This window comes from Streptomyces sp. NPDC059499 (genome assembly GCF_042749285.1).
Classification (GTDB): Bacteria; Actinomycetota; Actinomycetes; order Streptomycetales; family Streptomycetaceae; genus Streptomyces.
In genome coordinates this window covers 78,114-94,956 of record NZ_JBHYTT010000017.1, presented here as the reverse complement: position 1 = coordinate 94,956, position 16,843 = coordinate 78,114, and the positions used below count along the sequence as shown (strand labels likewise).

The 16,843-nt window shown below is 70.5% G+C and carries 15 protein-coding genes; 6 read left to right on the top strand and 9 right to left on the bottom strand.

Going from position 1 to position 16,843, the window contains the following annotated elements:
• Positions 1 to 57: 57 nt before the first annotated feature.
• The 3 genes from ACFW9O_RS30335 to ACFW9O_RS30325 all read right to left on the bottom strand — a co-directional run bounded on the left by ACFW9O_RS30335 (position 58) and on the right by ACFW9O_RS30325 (position 3,595).
• A complete protein-coding gene (locus tag ACFW9O_RS30335) occupies positions 58 to 714 on the bottom strand; it encodes a CBS domain-containing protein (RefSeq protein WP_384613707.1) in 657 nt (218 codons plus the stop codon).
• Positions 711 to 1,598, bottom strand: coding sequence for a universal stress protein (locus ACFW9O_RS30330; RefSeq protein WP_384613705.1), 888 nt, complete (start codon positions 1,596 to 1,598; stop codon positions 711 to 713). Before ACFW9O_RS30330 ends, ACFW9O_RS30335 begins: the two co-directional genes overlap by 4 nt.
• Before the next feature lie 266 nt (positions 1,599 to 1,864).
• Complete coding sequence (locus tag ACFW9O_RS30325) at positions 1,865 to 3,595, bottom strand: GAF domain-containing protein (RefSeq protein ID WP_384613703.1); 1,731 nt, start codon at positions 3,593 to 3,595, stop codon at positions 1,865 to 1,867.
• A 212-nt stretch (positions 3,596 to 3,807) separates the two neighbouring features.
• Between ACFW9O_RS30325 and ACFW9O_RS30320 the strand changes: the two genes are divergently transcribed.
• Entirely contained in the window at positions 3,808 to 4,503 is a 696-nt protein-coding gene (locus tag ACFW9O_RS30320; protein ID WP_384613702.1) for a response regulator, read from the top strand.
• A gap of 46 nt (positions 4,504 to 4,549) precedes the next feature.
• Here the strand turns inward: ACFW9O_RS30320 and ACFW9O_RS30315 are convergent, their stop codons facing one another.
• Positions 4,550 to 5,620 carry an alcohol dehydrogenase catalytic domain-containing protein gene (locus ACFW9O_RS30315; RefSeq protein ID WP_384613700.1) on the bottom strand — a complete coding sequence of 357 codons (1,071 nt, stop codon included), beginning with the start codon at positions 5,618 to 5,620 and terminating at the stop codon, positions 4,550 to 4,552.
• Between the two features lie 518 nt (positions 5,621 to 6,138).
• On the opposite strand from ACFW9O_RS30315, the gene ACFW9O_RS30310 reads away from it, so the two are divergent.
• From ACFW9O_RS30310 to ACFW9O_RS30300, 3 genes are read left to right on the top strand one after another with little or no spacing between them, the layout of a single operon-like run.
• Positions 6,139 to 6,810 carry a DUF6338 family protein gene (locus ACFW9O_RS30310; RefSeq protein ID WP_384613699.1) on the top strand — a complete coding sequence of 224 codons (672 nt, stop codon included), beginning with the start codon at positions 6,139 to 6,141 and terminating at the stop codon, positions 6,808 to 6,810.
• Positions 6,810 to 6,956 (top strand): hypothetical protein, encoded by a 147-nt coding sequence (locus tag ACFW9O_RS30305; protein WP_384613697.1) that lies wholly within the window; start codon positions 6,810 to 6,812, stop codon positions 6,954 to 6,956. The genes ACFW9O_RS30310 and ACFW9O_RS30305 overlap by 1 nt, the downstream gene beginning before the upstream one ends.
• 3 nt (positions 6,957 to 6,959) lie before the next feature.
• Positions 6,960 to 10,478: a CHAT domain-containing protein gene (locus ACFW9O_RS30300; RefSeq protein ID WP_384613695.1), complete on the top strand. Its 3,519-nt coding sequence runs from the start codon at positions 6,960 to 6,962 to the stop codon at positions 10,476 to 10,478.
• 104 nt (positions 10,479 to 10,582) lie between these two features.
• On the opposite strand, the gene ACFW9O_RS30295 is transcribed toward ACFW9O_RS30300, so the two are convergent.
• Positions 10,583 to 12,022 carry an NAD(P)/FAD-dependent oxidoreductase gene (locus ACFW9O_RS30295; RefSeq protein WP_351175884.1) on the bottom strand — a complete coding sequence of 480 codons (1,440 nt, stop codon included), beginning with the start codon at positions 12,020 to 12,022 and terminating at the stop codon, positions 10,583 to 10,585.
• A 115-nt stretch (positions 12,023 to 12,137) separates the two neighbouring features.
• On the opposite strand from ACFW9O_RS30295, the gene trxA reads away from it, so the two are divergent.
• Positions 12,138 to 12,518 carry a thioredoxin gene (gene trxA, locus ACFW9O_RS30290; RefSeq protein WP_351175886.1) on the top strand — a complete coding sequence of 127 codons (381 nt, stop codon included), beginning with the start codon at positions 12,138 to 12,140 and terminating at the stop codon, positions 12,516 to 12,518.
• Positions 12,519 to 12,649: 131 nt separating this feature from the next.
• Here trxA and ACFW9O_RS30285 read toward each other — a convergent pair whose 3' ends face one another.
• The 3 genes from ACFW9O_RS30285 to ACFW9O_RS30275 all read right to left on the bottom strand — a co-directional run bounded on the left by ACFW9O_RS30285 (position 12,650) and on the right by ACFW9O_RS30275 (position 15,357).
• Positions 12,650 to 13,066, bottom strand: coding sequence for a hypothetical protein (locus ACFW9O_RS30285; RefSeq protein WP_384613693.1), 417 nt, complete (start codon positions 13,064 to 13,066; stop codon positions 12,650 to 12,652).
• Positions 13,067 to 13,126: 60 nt separating this feature from the next.
• Positions 13,127 to 14,155: a LacI family DNA-binding transcriptional regulator gene (locus ACFW9O_RS30280; protein ID WP_384613692.1), complete on the bottom strand. Its 1,029-nt coding sequence runs from the start codon at positions 14,153 to 14,155 to the stop codon at positions 13,127 to 13,129.
• 83 nt (positions 14,156 to 14,238) lie between these two features.
• Complete coding sequence (locus ACFW9O_RS30275; protein ID WP_384613690.1) at positions 14,239 to 15,357, bottom strand: glycosyl hydrolase family 18 protein; 1,119 nt, start codon at positions 15,355 to 15,357, stop codon at positions 14,239 to 14,241.
• A 71-nt stretch (positions 15,358 to 15,428) separates the two neighbouring features.
• Between ACFW9O_RS30275 and ACFW9O_RS30270 the strand changes: the two genes are divergently transcribed.
• Positions 15,429 to 15,896, top strand: a complete 468-nt coding sequence (locus ACFW9O_RS30270) for a type II toxin-antitoxin system PemK/MazF family toxin (protein ID WP_351178828.1) — start codon at positions 15,429 to 15,431, stop codon at positions 15,894 to 15,896.
• Here ACFW9O_RS30270 and ACFW9O_RS30265 read toward each other — a convergent pair.
• Positions 15,881 to 16,717: a TIGR02452 family protein gene (locus ACFW9O_RS30265; RefSeq protein WP_384613689.1), complete on the bottom strand. Its 837-nt coding sequence runs from the start codon at positions 16,715 to 16,717 to the stop codon at positions 15,881 to 15,883. The genes ACFW9O_RS30270 and ACFW9O_RS30265 overlap by 16 nt on opposite strands.
• Between the last annotated feature and the right edge of the window lie 126 nt (positions 16,718 to 16,843).

Sequence of the window (16,843 nt, the reverse complement as noted above, 5' to 3'; positions counted from 1 at the left end):
CGACCGCCTAGGCGATCGGCCTCACGGTCGAAGTGGTGCACCCAGGTCCCGGCTGCGTCATGGTGTCGTGGAGCCTTCCAGGTGGCACTGCACGTCCACCACCCCCTCCACCGCGCGGGCCAGCCGTTCGGCGACAGGAATCAGAGCAGCGTCGCGGACCGTTCCGGTGATTGCCACACGTCCTTCGTCCACATCCACGCGGATGTTCCGGTGCGAGACGGGAAAGACACGGGCGACCACTTCCTGCCGCACCTCATCGGCGAGCTCCTCGTCCGTACGCAGAAAAACCTTGAGCAGGTCGGCGCGGCTCACGATCCCTTTGAGGATCCCTTGCTCATCCACGACGGGCAGGCGCTTCACCCCGTGTCGTGCCAAGAGCCGGGCAGCCATGGGAAGAGTCGCGCCTGCCGGGACGGTGACTGCGGGAGACGACATGAGGTCGCGGGCGGTCACGGCCCCCGCCTTGGCATAGTCCCTCAGGCGATCTCGCTGGCCGATCATGGTCGCGTCCTCCTCACGCATCTCCTCCTTCGTGAGCAAGTCCGCTTCGGAGACGACCCCCACCACCCGCCCCTCCCCCTCAAGGACGGGCACAGCGGTCACCTGCCACTGATGGATGGCGGCCACTATCTCCTTGAACTGCGCGTCAAGACCCACCGCGACGACGGTCTGCGTCATCACGTCGCTCACATGGTGAGGTGATCCACGATTCATGGCGTTGCCTCCTCCGGAGCGCTCTCGGCTCCGCGAGGAACCACGCCCACGGGACAGGCCGCATGATGCAGGACCGTGTGCGCGACCCTACCCAGCTGCATACCGAACTGGTTCTGCCGTCTCCGTGCTCCCACGATCAACAGGTCGGCCACGGCAGAGTGTTTGAGGAGAACCTTCCGGGCCGGCCCCTCTGCGGTGACTCGCCGCACGGCGACGTCCGGGTAGTTGCGCACTGCGGTCGCCAAGGCCTCGTCGAGCAGGGATGACGCCTGCGCTTCGTAGTGATCAGCGGGTTCGATCGTCGTCTCGTGGGAGGGACAGCGCCAAGCACGCACCACGTCCAGCCCGCAGTCTCGCAACTGGGCCTCAGCGAAGGCGAACCGCACGGCCGCCGAGTCCACATCGGTGTCGCCGACGCCGAGCGCGATCCGCCCGTGCACTCCCTCCAGGCCCGCCTTGTCTCCTCGTACGACGACGACCGGGCAGTGAGCCCTGGCGGCAACTGCCAGGCTCACCGAGCCGAGAAGCGACTCGACGATCTCACCGCGCCCTCGGGATCCGGTGACCAGGGCGAAGGCATTCTGTCCTTCTCTCAGCAACGCGCCGACCGCTTCCTCGGGCAGTACCTCTGTGGTGACCCTCAGGCTCGGCGCACGACCTCGAACGCGTTCAGCGGTGGAGCCGACGACGTTCTCGGCCATCACCTGATCGTCAGACCGCGAGAGGCTGCTTGCGAGGGCGGCGCCCTCATATCGAAGCCACAAAGAGGCGTACACGAGTCGCAGGGGCACTCCGTGGCGGAGCGCTTCATCAGCTGCCCAGTCGGCCGCGAGGAGACTCGATTCGCTCCCGTCCACACCGACCACAACAGGACGAGACGCCATGGCACTCACCACCCTTGTACTGCCTACCTTCCGGTACTGCCACCGTCCCACCGGGCCGGCTCATGGCCCCAGGGCCGACCGGTCCCCACAGAAGCCCAGGCGGCCCTGGGATGCCCCCTCGGGCGACCCGGGGAAGCGAGCACGGGCAGGCCGAGTGCGAGATGCGCACCGGGCGCTTGCGCTTCCCGGCTACCGGACGCCGATCGGCCCCCCTGCGGTCCCCTCGTCCTGGGCCATGGGTGGACCAGGAGAGCGAGCCCGCGTGTTCATTGCCCGGACCGGTCGGCGCTGTCCTCCGGTGCCAGCGGAGCCGACCAGGTCACCCTGGTGCCACCGTTCTCCGGTGTGCTGATCTCCGAGCTGCCTCCGGCCGCCCGGGCACGTTCGTCCAGGTTTTCCAGCCCGCTGTATCTGGCGTCCCTGGGGATGCCGGCGCCGTCGTCGGTGACCGTCAGTGTGAGGCACTCGGACGTGACGCACAGGTGTACGTCGACCGACTGCGCTCGCGCGTACCGCGCGGCGTTGCTCAGCGTCTCGACGAGTACTGCCACCACGTGGTCTGCAAGGGTCGCCGGGACGTGGGTTTCCACGAGCCCCTCGACGCGCAGTGCGGGCGGGAAGCCGAGAAGCCTCGTGGACGCTTCGATCGACTGCGCGACTCGGCTCCGCAGACCCGGCGGCGTCGTGCCGGCCGCGTCGTGGGTACGGAGACCGAAGATGGTGGAACGGATGATCTTGATGGTCGTGTCCAGATCGTCGACCGCCCTGTGAAGCCGCTGCTCGGCCTGCGGATGGGTCACGAACCGCTGTGCGCCCTGCAATGACATTCCGGTGGCGAACAGCCGTTGTATGGCCAGGTCGTGCAGATCACGCGCTATGCGGTCCCGGTCCTCCAGCAGCGCTGTCCGTTCGGCGTCCTTGCGGCGTTCAGCCAGTTCCATGGCCAGCGAAGCCTGGTGGGCGAAGGCCGTCAAGGGCTCCGACTCCTCCCGGGAGAAGACGTTGCCGCCCTTCCTGCGGGTGAGCAGCAATACGCCGCGCACGACGGTTCCCGATCCGATGGGCACCGCGACGGCCGGCCCGAAGCCTGCCCATCGGGCCAGGTCCGCCGTACTGCGCGGATCGTTCTCGATGTCGGGGCTCTCCGACGCTTCCGCCTGGGTGAAGGCGGTGCCGAGGTAGCCGCCCCCCATGGGCACGAACGCCCCGTGAAGCCGCTCTCCTTCGGCACCGGTCGCCAGGGCGATACGCAGCTTGCCCGCCCCCTCCACCGGAACCGCGATCACCCCGAGGTCCGCGGAGACGTTCGCACGGGCGTAGTCGAGGATCAAGGCCAGCACCTGGGCCCGGGGGCATCCGGACAGCAGACTGTTCGTGACTTCGGATCCCGCCGCCAGCCAGCGTGCGCGGCGGCGCGACTCCTCGTAGAGCCGTGAGTTCTCGATGGCGATGCTCGCGGCGACGGCCAACGTCAGCAGGATCGACTCGTCCTCGGCGTCGAACTCGGCAGCGCCGCGCTTCTGGGTGAGATAGAGGTTGCCGAATACCTGCCCCCGCACCCGGATCGGGACCCCCAGGAAGGAGTGCATCTGCGGATGATGCGCGGGAAAGCCGTACGACGCCGGATGCTCGGACAGTTCCGCCAGTCGCAGAGGTTCCGGGTGGCGGATCAGTTCGCCCAGCAGGCCGTGACCGACGGGCAGCGAGCCGATCGCGGACCACTGCTCGTCGCTGACGCCGACAGGTATGAACTCCGAGAGCCTTTCGTCCTCACCGACCACGCCCAGAGCCCCGTACTCGGCATCCACCAGGACAGTGGCTTCCTGCACTATCCGTCGCAGCACCTGCGCGAGTTCGAGTTCGCGGCCGACCGAGAGCACCGCCTCCAGAAGGCTGTGGATACGATCCCGGGAGCCGCGGGCTGCATCGAGTCGGGCCTGGAGCCGCCTCGACGGCTCATCCGGCTCCAGCCCGGCATCCGGATCGCCTCCGCTCACTACTGGCAACCTCCTGTGACGGGACACGGAACTGTGTGGGCCCCGTACCACCGTATGACCGGCAGCGACAAGCCGCTCGCTCCCGCCCTTCCACGTGGCCATGACCTGCGGGATCCCCTTCCCGAGCCGAAGGAGCCTCGCCAGGGGATACTGGATCTGCGACCGGTCGCGCGCGGCGCGCCCGGGGTGTCGCGACGAGTACAGGGGCAACGATGGACGGCATACCGGCCAGTACTCCCGCAAAGGGGCCGACCCGAGTCTTCGTACTTGACGACCACGAAGTCGTACGTTGCGGGCTGCGCGACCTGTTGGGCTCCGAACCGGATCTCACAGTGGTCGGCGAGGCGGCGACCGCGCAGCAGGCCATCGCCCGCGGACCGGCGCTACGACCCGATGTCGCGGTACTCGACGTCCGGCTGCCGGACGGCGACGGCATCACCGTCTGCAGGGAACTGCGTTCCCGCCTGCCGGATCTCGCCTGCCTCATGCTGACCTCGTTCGACGAGGAGGAGGCATTGCTCGACTCCATCATGGCGGGCGCCGCGGGCTATGTGCTCAAGGAAATCAAGGGAGTCGACCTCATCGCAGCCGTGCGGACGGTCGCGAGCGGGCAGTCCATGCTGGACCCGGCAACCACGACGCAGCTCATGCGGTCGCTGCGTGCCCCCTCGCAGACCCATGAGGACGGGGACGAACGGCTGTCCGTACTCTCCGACCGCGAAATGGACGTCCTGGACCTCATCGGCGAGGGGCTGACCAACCGGCAGATCAGCAAGAAGCTTTACCTGTCCGAAAAGACGGTCAAGAACCACATTTCCCGCGTGCTGGCGAAACTGGGAGTGGAGCGCCGGGTGCAAGCTGCGGTCATCGCGACCCAGGCCCACGACCACGAGCAGACGGACCGCTGATCCGAAACCGCCGGCCGCGGCTCGCGCGCCCTCGAAAGCCCGGATCCTAGGAGGTCGGTGATACCGCGTCGTGCGTGGGCGCACCGATCACCACCTTCAGCGCACCGGTGTCGGTGGCCCGGGAAAAGACGTCGTACGCCTCCTCCATCTGCGGGAGCGTGAAACGGTGAGTGACCAGTGCGGGAGCCGCGGGGAGCCGCCCGGCCACCATCATCTCCAACAGCAGCGGGGTCGAGAAGGTGTCCACCAGCCCTGTCGTGATGGTCACGTCCTTGGACCAGAGACTCTCCAGGTGGAGCGTCGCCGGTTTCCCGTGGACCCCGACATTCGCGACCCGCCCGCCCGGCCGCACCATGCGCGCGCACTGCTCGAACGTCTCGGGGATTCCGACCGCTTCGACGACGACGTCCGCCCCCAGGCCGTCGGTGAGGTCATCGACCAGGGCCTCGGGGCCCTCGTCCGCACCGACGGTGACGTCCGCGCCCACGACGCGTGCGGATTCCAGCCGGGACGGAGCGATGTCGACGGCGATCACACGGCGCGGGGTGTACAGGCAGGCTGTCGCGACGGTGGCGAGCCCGATGGGCCCGGCTCCGACCACGACGATCGTGTCCCCCGGCCCCACATGCCCGCTCAGCACACCGACCTCGTACGCGGTCGGGAAGATGTCCGCCAGCAGGACGGCGTCCTCGCTGTTCACCGAATTGGGCAGGGGGTGGACGGACAGATCCGCGAAGGGGACGCGGACGTACTCCGCCTGCGTCCCGTCGATCATGTGCCCCAGGATCCAGCCGCCTCCTCCGCGGCACTGTCCGAAGCGGTTCTCACGACAGAAGCGACAGCGGCCGCAGGCGGTGATACAGGAGACCAGCACTCGGTCACCTGGTCGTACGCTCCGTACGTCGCCTCCCGTCTCCACCACCTCACCCACTGCCTCGTGCCCGAGGACGGTGCCCGGCGTCACTTCAGGAACGTCTCCCTTCAGGATGTGCAGATCCGTCCCGCAGATGGTGACTGCATCGACGCGGATCACCGCGTCTCCCGGGTCTTCGACGCCCGGGTCCGGAACGTCCTGCCATGCCTTCTTCCCCTCGCCATGGAAAACCAGTGCCTTCATGACGTCACCCCTCTCCGCTGTTCACAGCATCTGGGACCAGACTCGCAACCGTGAGCCGGCGGCGCTTGGGCCGGTCGGCACCTGACCGGGACCACCATGGCCCTCATGTGTCCCGCCCCCGCCGTCGTGGGGAGTCGGAGCGCAGGCTCCCCACGACGAACGATCCGACCAGGGAGCGGACCAGCCGGAAACGGGTCGTTGTCCGGAAAGTGGCCGGTCGGTCCTGGCGGCGGCCGCACGGCCCCTTCCTCGATCTCGTCGAGCCGTCCCAGGTGCACGCAGCCCGCAGGTAAACGGACAGCCTGCCCCGGCTCGTCACGCGGCGCGCCGCCCTGATCGATCGCGGCGTTCGACTCGTGCCTCTGTGACGTGATCACGGCCAGTACAGAGTGTGGCATTCACAAGTGCACCTGGTCACGCGCAGGCGGGGTGCCGGCCGCAGCCTCCTGGCAGCCGAGAATAGAGGTGTTCGGCCGACCGGGGAGCACGCAAGCCAGTAGCGTGATCGAGGGGAGTCCGTGAGACATGGGGGTGGTGAGGTGCAGGCGCCTGCGACCGTCTTGCAACTCGCTCTCCTCGTCCTTCTGGTGCTGCCCGGGGTCACCTACCAGTTCGTCCGGGAACGCCGCCGCGGGCCGGTGCCCGGTGAACGTGATCTGGGTGAGCGGGTGCTGCGGGCGATCGTCGCGTCGATCGCGCTGAACGCCCTGTACGCCGTGGTGGCGGGGCCGACGCTGGTTGGCCTGGCTCGGGGCACCGGCAGCGGCTGGGACGGCTTCATGGAGCGGCCGCGGGTAGTCGGTCTCGTCGCCGTGGTGCTCTTCCTCGTCGTGCCGGCCGTGGCAGCGGTCACCGTTTCCCTGGTGGATCGACAGCGGCGCAAGGCTCAGTTCATTCGCACACCCAGCGCCTGGGACCACGCGTTCCGCGACCGCGAACCGTGCTTCGTGCGCGTGCGGCTCAAGGACGGCAACTGGGCGGGCGGCTGGTACGGCGACCGGTCGTACGCCTCCTCGTACCCCCACCCGGCAGAGCTCTACCTCGAATCGGCGCGCGTGATGGGTGCCGACGGGTCGTTCGGCGCGCGCGTGCGCGGGACGGCGGGCCTGCGACTGCGGGCGGAAGACTTCGACGTGCTGGAGTTCGTCGAAACCGGAGAACCGGCGGCCGTGCCGGGTGAGGAGCCGTGATGGCGCACGAACCCGAACTCTCGCCCGAGGAGGCGGCGCTGCTGGAGGAGGCAGCGGAACGCGGCTACACCCCGAAACGCAAGATCGCCGAGCCGGACGACGCGCCCGGCGGACCGGCCGGCACCTCGAACGGCAACCAGGACTGATCCGTGGCCGGCGAAGCTGCGAACGACCACGCCGAGCGGTTCTGGGAAGCATTCCAGGTGGCCCGGCACAGCGCGGACCCCGCGTCGGTCGAGAAGGCGATCGACCTCGGCCGTGTCGTCCTGGCCGACGAGGACGTGGCCGGCCGCCGCTCGGTCCTGTCCGATCTCGGGGGCCTGCTGCAGACCCGCTACCACCAGACCGGCGACTTCGAGTTCCTGCAGGAAGCCGTCCGGAGAGTCACGGAGGCCTACCTCCTGGCGTACGAGAGCCCGGAGGATTCGGCAGGCTACGCCAACAACATCGGTATGTTGCTGCACACCGCGTTCCTGCGGAACCAGGACCGCGGAACCCTGGCCGAAGCGCTGGACTGGAGCCGGACGGCCGTCGACGAGGAACCGTCCACGAGCAAGGCGTTCTACCTGGGTAACCTCGTTGTCGCGCTCCGGACGGCGTTCACCGTGACGGAGGACCTCTCCCCCCTGGCGGAAGCCGTCGAGCACGCGCGGGCCGCCGTCGAATGCTCCCCCGATGACGTGCTCACCGCCGACAGCCTGCACATCCTCGCCGTCGTCCTGCGCGACTGGGCCCAGGAGACCGGGGAGACCGGTGTCCTGGAGGAAGCCGTCGACGCCGCGCGGCGAGCGGTGGAACTCACGCCGGCCGGGTCGTCCGACGTGCTCGACCGCTTGCAGAACCTCGCGTACCTTCTCGACGACCGGTACCGGGATCGCGGAGCGCGGGATGATCTGGCCGAACTGCTCCAGGTCCGGAAGACGTTGATCGCCCACACCCCGGTCACCCATCCGCGGCACTCGCAGAACCTCGTCGAGCTGACGACCACCGAACAGGACTGGGCCGCGCTCACCGGCGAGCGCCCGAAGTCGACCGACGGCTGGGAACGCGCCGACACCCAAGCCCAAATGTGCGGCCGGTACGCCGCCGAGTTCCAGCAGACCCGGGACCCGGCCCTCCTCGATCGCGCGATCGAACTCGGGCGCTCGGTGGTGGCGGTGACCCCCGCCGGGCACCCCCGCCAGGGCGTGCGGCTGGACCACTTCGCCTCGGCGCTGGCCACCCGCGGCGAAGAGTTCGGGGACCACGCCGCGCTCGCGGAGGCCGTCACCATCCAGCGGGAGGCGGTCGCATGCACGTCGGCGGGCCATCCGCTGCGGGTCCAGTTCATGGGCAACCTCGCCGTCAGCCTGAATGCGTTGTTCCACGCGACCGGAGACCTGGCCCACGTCATGGACGCGATCGACGTCGCTCGCCGTACCGCCGAGACCACGGCCGGGCAGGGTGACCACCCGCGTTCGCTCGGGATCCTCGCCGTCGTGCTGCACCACCGGTTCCGGGTGACCGGCGAGCTGCAGGTGTTGGCGGAGGCGGTCGACCGCGGGCGGGAGTCCGTCCGCCTCGGCGAGAGCCTGGTCGCGGGACAGGCCCAGCGGCTTTCCAACTTTGGCGGCATGCTGGCCGACTGGTTCACCAGGACGGGCGGGGCGAGCGTGCTCGACGAGGCGATCGCCGCGCACCGCGCGGCCGCGGATGTGACGGCGGACGACGACCCGGGCAGGGCGGTTCGGCTGGCCAATCTCGGCGGTGTGCTGGGGATGGCGTACGAGAAGTTCGGCGACCGGAACGCGTTGCGGGACGCGATCGCCGCGCGTCGCGCGTCCGTGGCCGCGACTCCGGAGGACAGCCCGCACTGGCCCGGGTACACCGCGAGCCTGGCCGCCGCGCTCGGCGACTGGGGCACGAACCCCGCCGCACCCGCCGTCGCTCGACAGGAGCCGCCGGATCCGCGGGTCCTCGCCGAGGCGGTCGGCCTGGCCCGGAGTGCGGCGCGGAGGCCTGGGCAGGACGCATATTCCCGGGCGGGCTTGCTGACCCGCGTCGCCAATGTCCTGACACTCGGCTTCCGCCATCTCGGCGACGGCGACGCGCTGACCGAGGCACTCGGCTGCTACCGGGAAGCCGCGGCGTCTGCCGGATCGCCGGTGGAGAGCCGGGCGGAAGCGGCGGACCGGTGGGGTGATCTGGCCGCCGAAGCCGGGCAGTTCGAGGTGGCCGCCCAGGGGTACGCCGCCGCGGTCCGGCTGCTGCCCCGGCTCGCCGGGCGCCGCCTGGGCCGCGAGGACGCCCAGTACTGGCTCGGCCGATTCGCCGGGGTCGCCGCCGACGCGGCCGCATGCGCGCTGGCCGCCGGCGACGAGGTGAGCGCGGTGACCCTGCTCGAATCCGGGCGCTGCGTGCTCGCCGCCCAGGCACTCGACAGCCGCGGCGATCTTTCCGACCTGCGCGAGCGAGCACCCGAGCTGGCCGAGCGCTTCCGGACACTCACCGCGGAGTTCGAGACCGACACCACGAGCGACCGTGTGGCCCTCGCCGAAGAGCTCGACGCGGTGACCGACCGGATCCGCGCTCTGCCCGGGATGGAGCGGTTCCTGCGGCCCCCGCTGCTCACCGACCTCACCGCGCAGGCGCACGAGGGCCCGATCGTCTACGTCAACGTCAGCCGGCACCGATGTGACGCGCTGATCATCACTCCGGACGGGGTCCGGTCACGCGCGCTGGACGAGCTGAGCGATGAAGCCGTGAGTCACCACGTGCGCGCTCTGCACACCGCTTTCACGGAGGGGCGGCCGGCCGCCGAGCGAGCGATCCACGACACGCTCGAATGGCTGTGGGACACCGTCGCGGGCCCTGTGCTCGGCGAACTGGGGCTGACAGCGCAGCCGGCGGCGGACGGTCCGTGGCCGAGGATCTGGTGGGCCCCGGTCGGATCGCTCAGCCTGCTCCCCCTGCACGCGGCGGGCCACCACCGCGACGGCGGACCTGTGCTCCTCGACCGGGTCGTCTCCTCGACGACGCCGACGATCCGCGCTCTGGGCCACGCCCGCGCGGGCCGCCGCGACAACAGGAACAAGCCGCGGCTGCTGGTGGTCGCGATGCCGCACACCCCGGACGCCCCGGACCTGCCCGGCGCGCAGGCCGAAGCCGACCACCTGGCCGCTCTCGTACCCGGCGCCACGGTCCTGGTCGGTGCGGACGCAACTCGTGAAGCCGTTCTCGACGCCTTGCCGGCCGGCGGCTGGGCGCACTTCGCCTGCCACGGGTACAGCGACCCGGACAACCCTTCGGACAGCCACCTCGCGCTGCACGACCACGACCGCGCGCCGTTCCGGGTGCTGGAGCTTTCCCGGCTGCGCCTGCGGAACGCGGAGTTCGCGTTCCTGTCCGCCTGCGACACGGCCCGCACCATCGCGCGCCTGTCCGACGAGGCGATCCACCCGTCGGCGGCTTTTCAGATAGCCGGGTTCTCCCAGGTGGTCGGCACGCTCTGGCGCGTCGACGACGCTGTGGCACCAGCTTTCAGTCAGCAGATCTACGGCGAGCTGATCGCGGATCGATCCGGCGCGTTGTGCGCGTCGGCGGCGGTCCATCGCACAGTCCGGCAGCTCAGGACGAGGTATCCGAACCTGCCGTCGGTGTGGGCCGCACACGTCCACGCGGGTGCCTGAACCGGAGGGGGAAACGCAGCCGCGTGGGCCGGCCCTTGCCAGATTCACAGCGCGCCGTCGGGGACCATGTGTCGGCTTCCACCGTTTGCACCTGACGGCAGTTCCTAACCTCGAAATGCCTCCAGCAACCGCAGCCAGATCTCGCTGATCGTCGGGTAGGCGGGGACCGCGTGCCACAGCCGGTCGATGGGGACCTCGCCGGCGACGGCGATCGTCGCGGAGTGCAGGAGTTCGCCGATGCCCGGTCCGACGAAGGTGACCCCGAGCAGGATCTCGCGGTCCAGATCGACGACCATCCGCGCGCGGCCCTTGTACCCCGTGGCGTACAGGCCCGAACCGGCGACCGCGGCCAGGTCGTGGTCGACGGCCCGTACCCGGTGGCCGGCCGCTTCCGCCTCCGCGAGGGTGAGGCCGACCGAGGAGGCCTCCGGGTCGGTGAAGACGACCTGGGGGACCGCGGCGTGGTCGGCGGTGGCCGCGTGCGCGCCCCACCGGTCCGTCTCCAGGAGCGGTGTCCCCTGTGCGCGGGCCGCGATCGCGGCTCCCGCGATGCGGGCCTGGTACTTGCCCTGGTGCGTCAGCAGCGCCCGGTGGTTGACGTCGCCGACCGCGTACAGCCAGTCGCTGCCCTCGACCAGGCAGCTGTCGTCCACGGCCAGCCAGGAGCCGGCCTTCAGTCCCACCGTGTCCAGGCCGAGGTCATCGGTGCGCGGGGCCCGGCCGGTGGCGAAGAGGATCTCGTCGGTCTCCAGTTGTTCCCCGTTGTCCAGTTCGACGGTCACGGGGCCGTCCTTGCCCGCCCTCCGCGCGGCGGTGGCCGACACACCGGTGAGGATCCGGACGCCCGCTTCGGTCAGCGCCTCGGCGACCAGTTCACCCGCGAACGGTTCCATCTTGGGAAGCAGCCTCCGGCCGCGGATCAGCATCGTCACCTGGGAGCCGAGTCCCTGCCAGACGGTGGCCATCTCGGTGCCGACCACTCCGCCTCCGACGACGACGAGGCGGCCCGGCACCTCCTTGGCGCTGGTCGCCTCGCGGCTGGTCCACGGGCGGACGTCCGCGATGCCGGGCAGCGCGGGAACGACGGCCCTGCTGCCGGTGCACACGGCGACGGCCTGTCGGGCGGTGAGCTGCTTCTGCGTACCGTCGGGCGCGGTCACGGAGACGGTCCGGGTTCCGGTCAGCCGGCCCTTGCCCCGGTAGATGTCCGCGCCGATGCCCTCCAGCCACGCGACCTGGCCGTCGTCCTTCCAGTAGGAGGTCATCCAGTCCCGGTGGGCGAGGACGGCATCCGCGTCCAGCGGACCCTCCACAGCGGCGCTCAGACCCGGGACGCGGCGCGCGTCGGCGCGGGCGACGACCGGGCGGAGCAGCGCCTTGCTCGGCATGCAGGCCCAGTAGGAACATTCACCGCCGATGAGTTCGGACTCGACAACGGCCGTGCTCAGCCCTGCGGCCCGGGTGCGGTCGACCACGTTCTCCCCCACGGGACCGGCCCCGATCACCACGACGTCGTACTCGGTGTTCTCCCCAGCATCAGTCATGAGGACAGTCTGGTCGTGGGTGTGCGCCGCTGCCACATGGGCAGGCGGAATAGGGAAAGCGACGTCACCGTTGTGCCGGACAGGTCCGAACGGGCAGAGGAAGAGGTAGCAGAGTATGAGCACCGTAGAGCTCACCAAGGAAAACTTCGATCAGGTCGTGACCGACAACGACTTCCTACTGATCGACTTCTGGGCTTCCTGGTGCGGTCCGTGCAAGCAGTTCGCTCCGGTCTACGACTCGGCGTCCGAGCGCCACCCCGACCTGGTCTTCGCCAAGGTCGACACGGAGGCGCAGCAGGAACTGGCGGCGGCCTTCGAGATCCGGTCCATTCCCACGCTGATGATCGTCCGGGACAACGTGGCGGTCTTCTCCCAGCCCGGAGCACTCCCCGAGGCCGCCCTCGAGGACGTCATCGGACAGGCGCGGAAGCTCGACATGGACGAGGTACGCAAGTCCGTCGAGCAGCAGAAGCAGGCCCAGCCGGAGCAGCCGTAGTCGCTGCGGCCCTGCGGCAGACGTGATGAGGGCCCGGCCGGCGCGGCCGGGCCCTCACGCATGGGCGGGCCGGTTTCGAGGGGACTGCGGCCCGGCTGTCATGGGGACCGCGCGGCGCCGCGAGCAGCTGCTCAGCGGTCCCCGGACTCCTCCGTGGGCCCGGCGGTCTCCTCCCCCGCCCCGGACTCCTCCGTGGGCCCGGACTCCTCCGTGGGCCCGGACTCCTCCGTGGGCCCGGACTCCTCCGTGGGCCCGGCGGTCTCCGCCGCCGTCTCCCCCGCCCCTGTGACGCCGCTGCGCTCCGCGATCCGGACCGTGAGGCCGTAGTCCAGCTCCGCTCCGTCCACCAGCAGAGCCTCCACGGTGCGCGTCGCCGGGTCGATGTCCGCCTCCATGCCGCCCCCCGCGTAGCGCGGATAGCCCGACGCCCCCGTGTCCCCCGTGGCCGCCACCACCGCGGAGCGAATGGCGGCTCCGGGCGTGGGGGCGCCGGTGGACTCCTTGAATTCCGGGACCAGCAGGATCTCGTAGCTCTGCGGATGGCTCATGCCGAAGACGCTAGACATGTGGCGTCGGCTGCGCACGTCGTGACACCGCTCAGGACCCGTTCAGCTGGACTCGCGTGGCACGGAGCGGGCCCGCAGCAGGTCGTGTCGCTCGGGCGCGCCGCCGGGGTGCTGCACCAGGCGGTCGATCATCTCCGCCAGTGGCTGTGCGCTGGCCAGTTCCATCCTGACGCTGCTGAGACGGGGCCGCAGGAGCCTGCCGAGCATCAGGTCGTCGGCACCGATGACGGCCGTCTCCGAGGGCACCTGGACTCCGGCGTCCTGCAACGCCCTCATCAGGAGCATGGCGTATTCGTCGTTGTACGCGAAGACGGCGTCCAGGCCGAGTGTCCGCCACCGGCCGGCCAGTTCCCCGGCCGACTCCTCCTCGTACCGCAGCGGCAGCGGCTGGATGCGGGCACCGGTCCCGGACTCCTCGACGGCACGGAGCGCGCCGGCCAGCCGTGGTTCGGAGAACATCGCGAGACCTGGGTCCTGGGGCATGACCACCCCGATGCTGCGGCGGCCGCGGGACAGCAGGTGCGTGGCCGCGCAGCCGCCGACCTGGCGCTGGTCCATGACGAGTGCGTGGGCGCCGTCCACGGGCTGCGGTCCGAGCGTGATCACCGCCTTGGCGCCGGAGCGGGTGAGCACCCCTATGCCCTGCGGGGTGAGGGTGATGCCGCCCGGCGAGACGACCGCGACGGGGCGGAGCTCCGCCCACGCCCTGACCGCCTCGTCGGCGTCGAGGCCGATGCTGCCGTACTGCACGACGGTGTAGTCGAGGCGGCGCAGATCCGTCTGGAGATCCTGGTAGAAGCGCTGGTGGAGTGGTCCGGAAGGCACCTGCGCGGCGGCCAGCAGCACCATCCTGGTGTGTCCGGCGCGCAGGCTGCGGGCAGCCGCGTGCGGGACGTAGCCGAGGTCGGAGGCCGCTTCCCTGACCCGTCGGCGGGTGGGTTCGCTGATCCGTACGGTCGAGTTGTTGTTCAGTACGTAGGACACGGTGGCCCGGGAGACTCCGGCGAGGCGCGCCACATCGGCGCTGGTCGGTACGGAGGTGTAGGCGGGCTGCTCGGGTAACTGGCTCATGGCGTCGGGCAGTCTTCCAGACCCGCCGGTCCCGCCGGTGGCCCGGGGGCACCCGGGACACCGGCGGGGCGGGGCGGCCGGGTTCACCCGCCGGCGAGTACCGGCCACAGCTCGGGGTCCTCGAAATTGAGTGCCCACAGCACGGTGTTGGTGACGCCGTGCCGGCGCAGCACCGGCAGATGCGTGGCGACGCCGCGGGCATCCTGGTACCAGACCTCGCGTCGCTCCGTGCCGTCGTCGTAGGTGAAGTACGGCGTTCCCGAGACCTCGTCGAGCCGGTAGGGCGCGCCCTGTTGCTTGCGCAGCGCCTCGGCCTCCTTCCAGGTGACGTGCTTCGTCGCGGACGTGCTGTCGCTGTCCGCGGGCCAGTCCCAGCCGTAGGCGGGGAGCCCCATCTCCAGTTTGGCCGCCGGAACGAGGGCGGTGGCGCGGGTGAGGATGTCCTCGTACCAGCGGGTGTCGGCGAGCGGGCCGGGGTCGCCGCCCGACCAGTGGAGGTTGTAGCCCATGATCCGGATCCGGTCGGCGACACGGCCGAGGGCCGCGTAGTCCCAGATGCGGCCGGTGGTCGCGGTCTTGGGGAACACGGTGATCACACACTGCTTGCCGAGGCCCTGGAGCCGCCCGCAGAGATCGGTCGCCAGCGCGGTGAACCCGTCGCGTACGGCGGCGTACGTGGCGTCGCCCGTGGTGGCGATGGACTCGTAGTCCAGGTCGAGGCCGTCGTAGTCACGGGTGGCGACGGTGCGCATCAGCGCGTCGGCATGCTCGGTGCGTCGCGCGGGGCTGGTGAGGATCGCCGCGAGGACGCCGGACTCCATCGTCTCCATGACCGTGGGGACGACCTTCGCGCCGGCGCGGTGCAGTCCGTCGATGATCCGCCGTTCGCCCGCGCCGGGGTGCGCGTCGATCCGGCCGGCCGATACGGCCTCGTACCAGAACGGGCTGACGGTGTGCAGCTGGTCGGCGTGGAGGAGGGCGTCCTGGTACGCGCCTTCCTGGTCCCAGTAGGGCAGCCACGCCGACACCGTGCGGGAAGGCGGTGCCGCGGGGCCGCCGGACAGCCCCTCGGCCGTGGCGGGTGGCGGATCGGGGACCGGGGCTGACGCCGCGGCAGAAGCGGTGGGCAGCAACGTCGCTGCGAGGAGGCCGGCGACTGCGACGGCGCGGGCCAGGTGTGCGGTGAGGACGGGGGTGATCATGAGGTCGAGCCTGAACCCCGTTTCACGGACCCGCTCCACGGACTGGGCCGTCCAGGTCCTACGGTGTTGCGATGACGTTCCAGCACACCAACCACAGCAGTGACGGTTCCTCCGACTTCCCCGGCCGCAGCGGCCCCGCCGCCACGTCGGAGGCCGACCCCCGCGACGTGGGACCGGTCCGCACCTCGTACGCGCCCGACCGTGACGGCGATCCCGACCCGGGAGAGATCGTCTGGACGTGGGTGCCGTTCGAGGAGAACGACGGTCGCGGCAAGGACCGGCCGGTCCTGGTCGTGGCCCGGGAGCAGGAGGGCACGCTGCTCGCCGTGCAGTTGTCCAGCAAGCAGCACGACCGGGATCACGAGTGGGTCGCGCTCGGCGCCGGCCCGTGGGACAGCTCGGGACGGCCGTCCTGGGTCGACCTGGACCGGGTGCTGAGGGTCGACGAGGACGGCATGCGCCGTGAGGCGTGCGCCCTGGACCGGGACAGGTTCGACCTGGTCGTGGTGCGGCTCAGGGAGCGCTACGGCTGGAGCTGACCGGCGAATACCCGGGTGAAAGCCGCCCGGACCCGGGATTCGGGACCGCGGTCCAGGATCCCGAAGACGATCTGTTCGAAGTGGCCCGCGAACCGTCCGCCGTCGGCGAGAAGGGCACGGAAAGCGCCCGCCACCTCGGCCGGGTCGTTCTGGAAGACCCCGCACCCCCAGGCCCCGAGAACCAGCCTGCGGTAGCCGCGGACGGCGGCCACTTCGAGCACCCGTTCGGCCCGGCTCGCGAGCGCGGCCGGGATGCGGTGGGCCTCCGCGGGAGTCTGCCTGCGGATCACTCCGGCGTTGGGCGCGGGTGAGGTCAGGAAGCCCACGGCGTACGGGGTGTCGAGGAGCCTCCCCCGGTCGTCGCGGAAGACCGGCACACCCGGTGAGTGAATGACCCGGTCGGTGTAGAAGGCGCTGCGTTCCTCGCGGTGGTGGGCGTAGTACTCGGGGGCGCGCAGCAGCGTGGCATGGAGCGCGGAGCCACGGCACAGGGCCTCTTCCTGGGCCTGTGCCCCGTTCAGGTAGCCGCCTCCCGGATTGCGGGCGGAGGCGTAGTTCAGGACCGCGACCCTGCCCGTCGATCCGGCGGTCATCCGGTGGGCCGCCTGCAGACTGCTCTCGTCGGTGACCTCGAAGGACGGGGTGCGGTCGGTGTCCAGGACGGCGACCGGAACCGGCTCCGGGCCGTACAGCCTGGTGCCGGACAGCGCGGCCGTCAGGGCACGCTCGATGCTCACCTCGCGCCCGTCGGGCGCGCGGTAGTGCCCGGCCGTGACAATGGCCTCGGTATCTCGCGCGATGCCGCGCAGTCGTGCGCTCATGGGCGCGCCCCCGTGTGGTGCATACGGGGCATGCTGAACGCCCGGGCGGCATGGACGCAACCGGTTTTCCGTACCGCAGGGGCACCCTTGTGCGAACTCTCGGTAAGGGTTTGGGTGGTAGGGAAG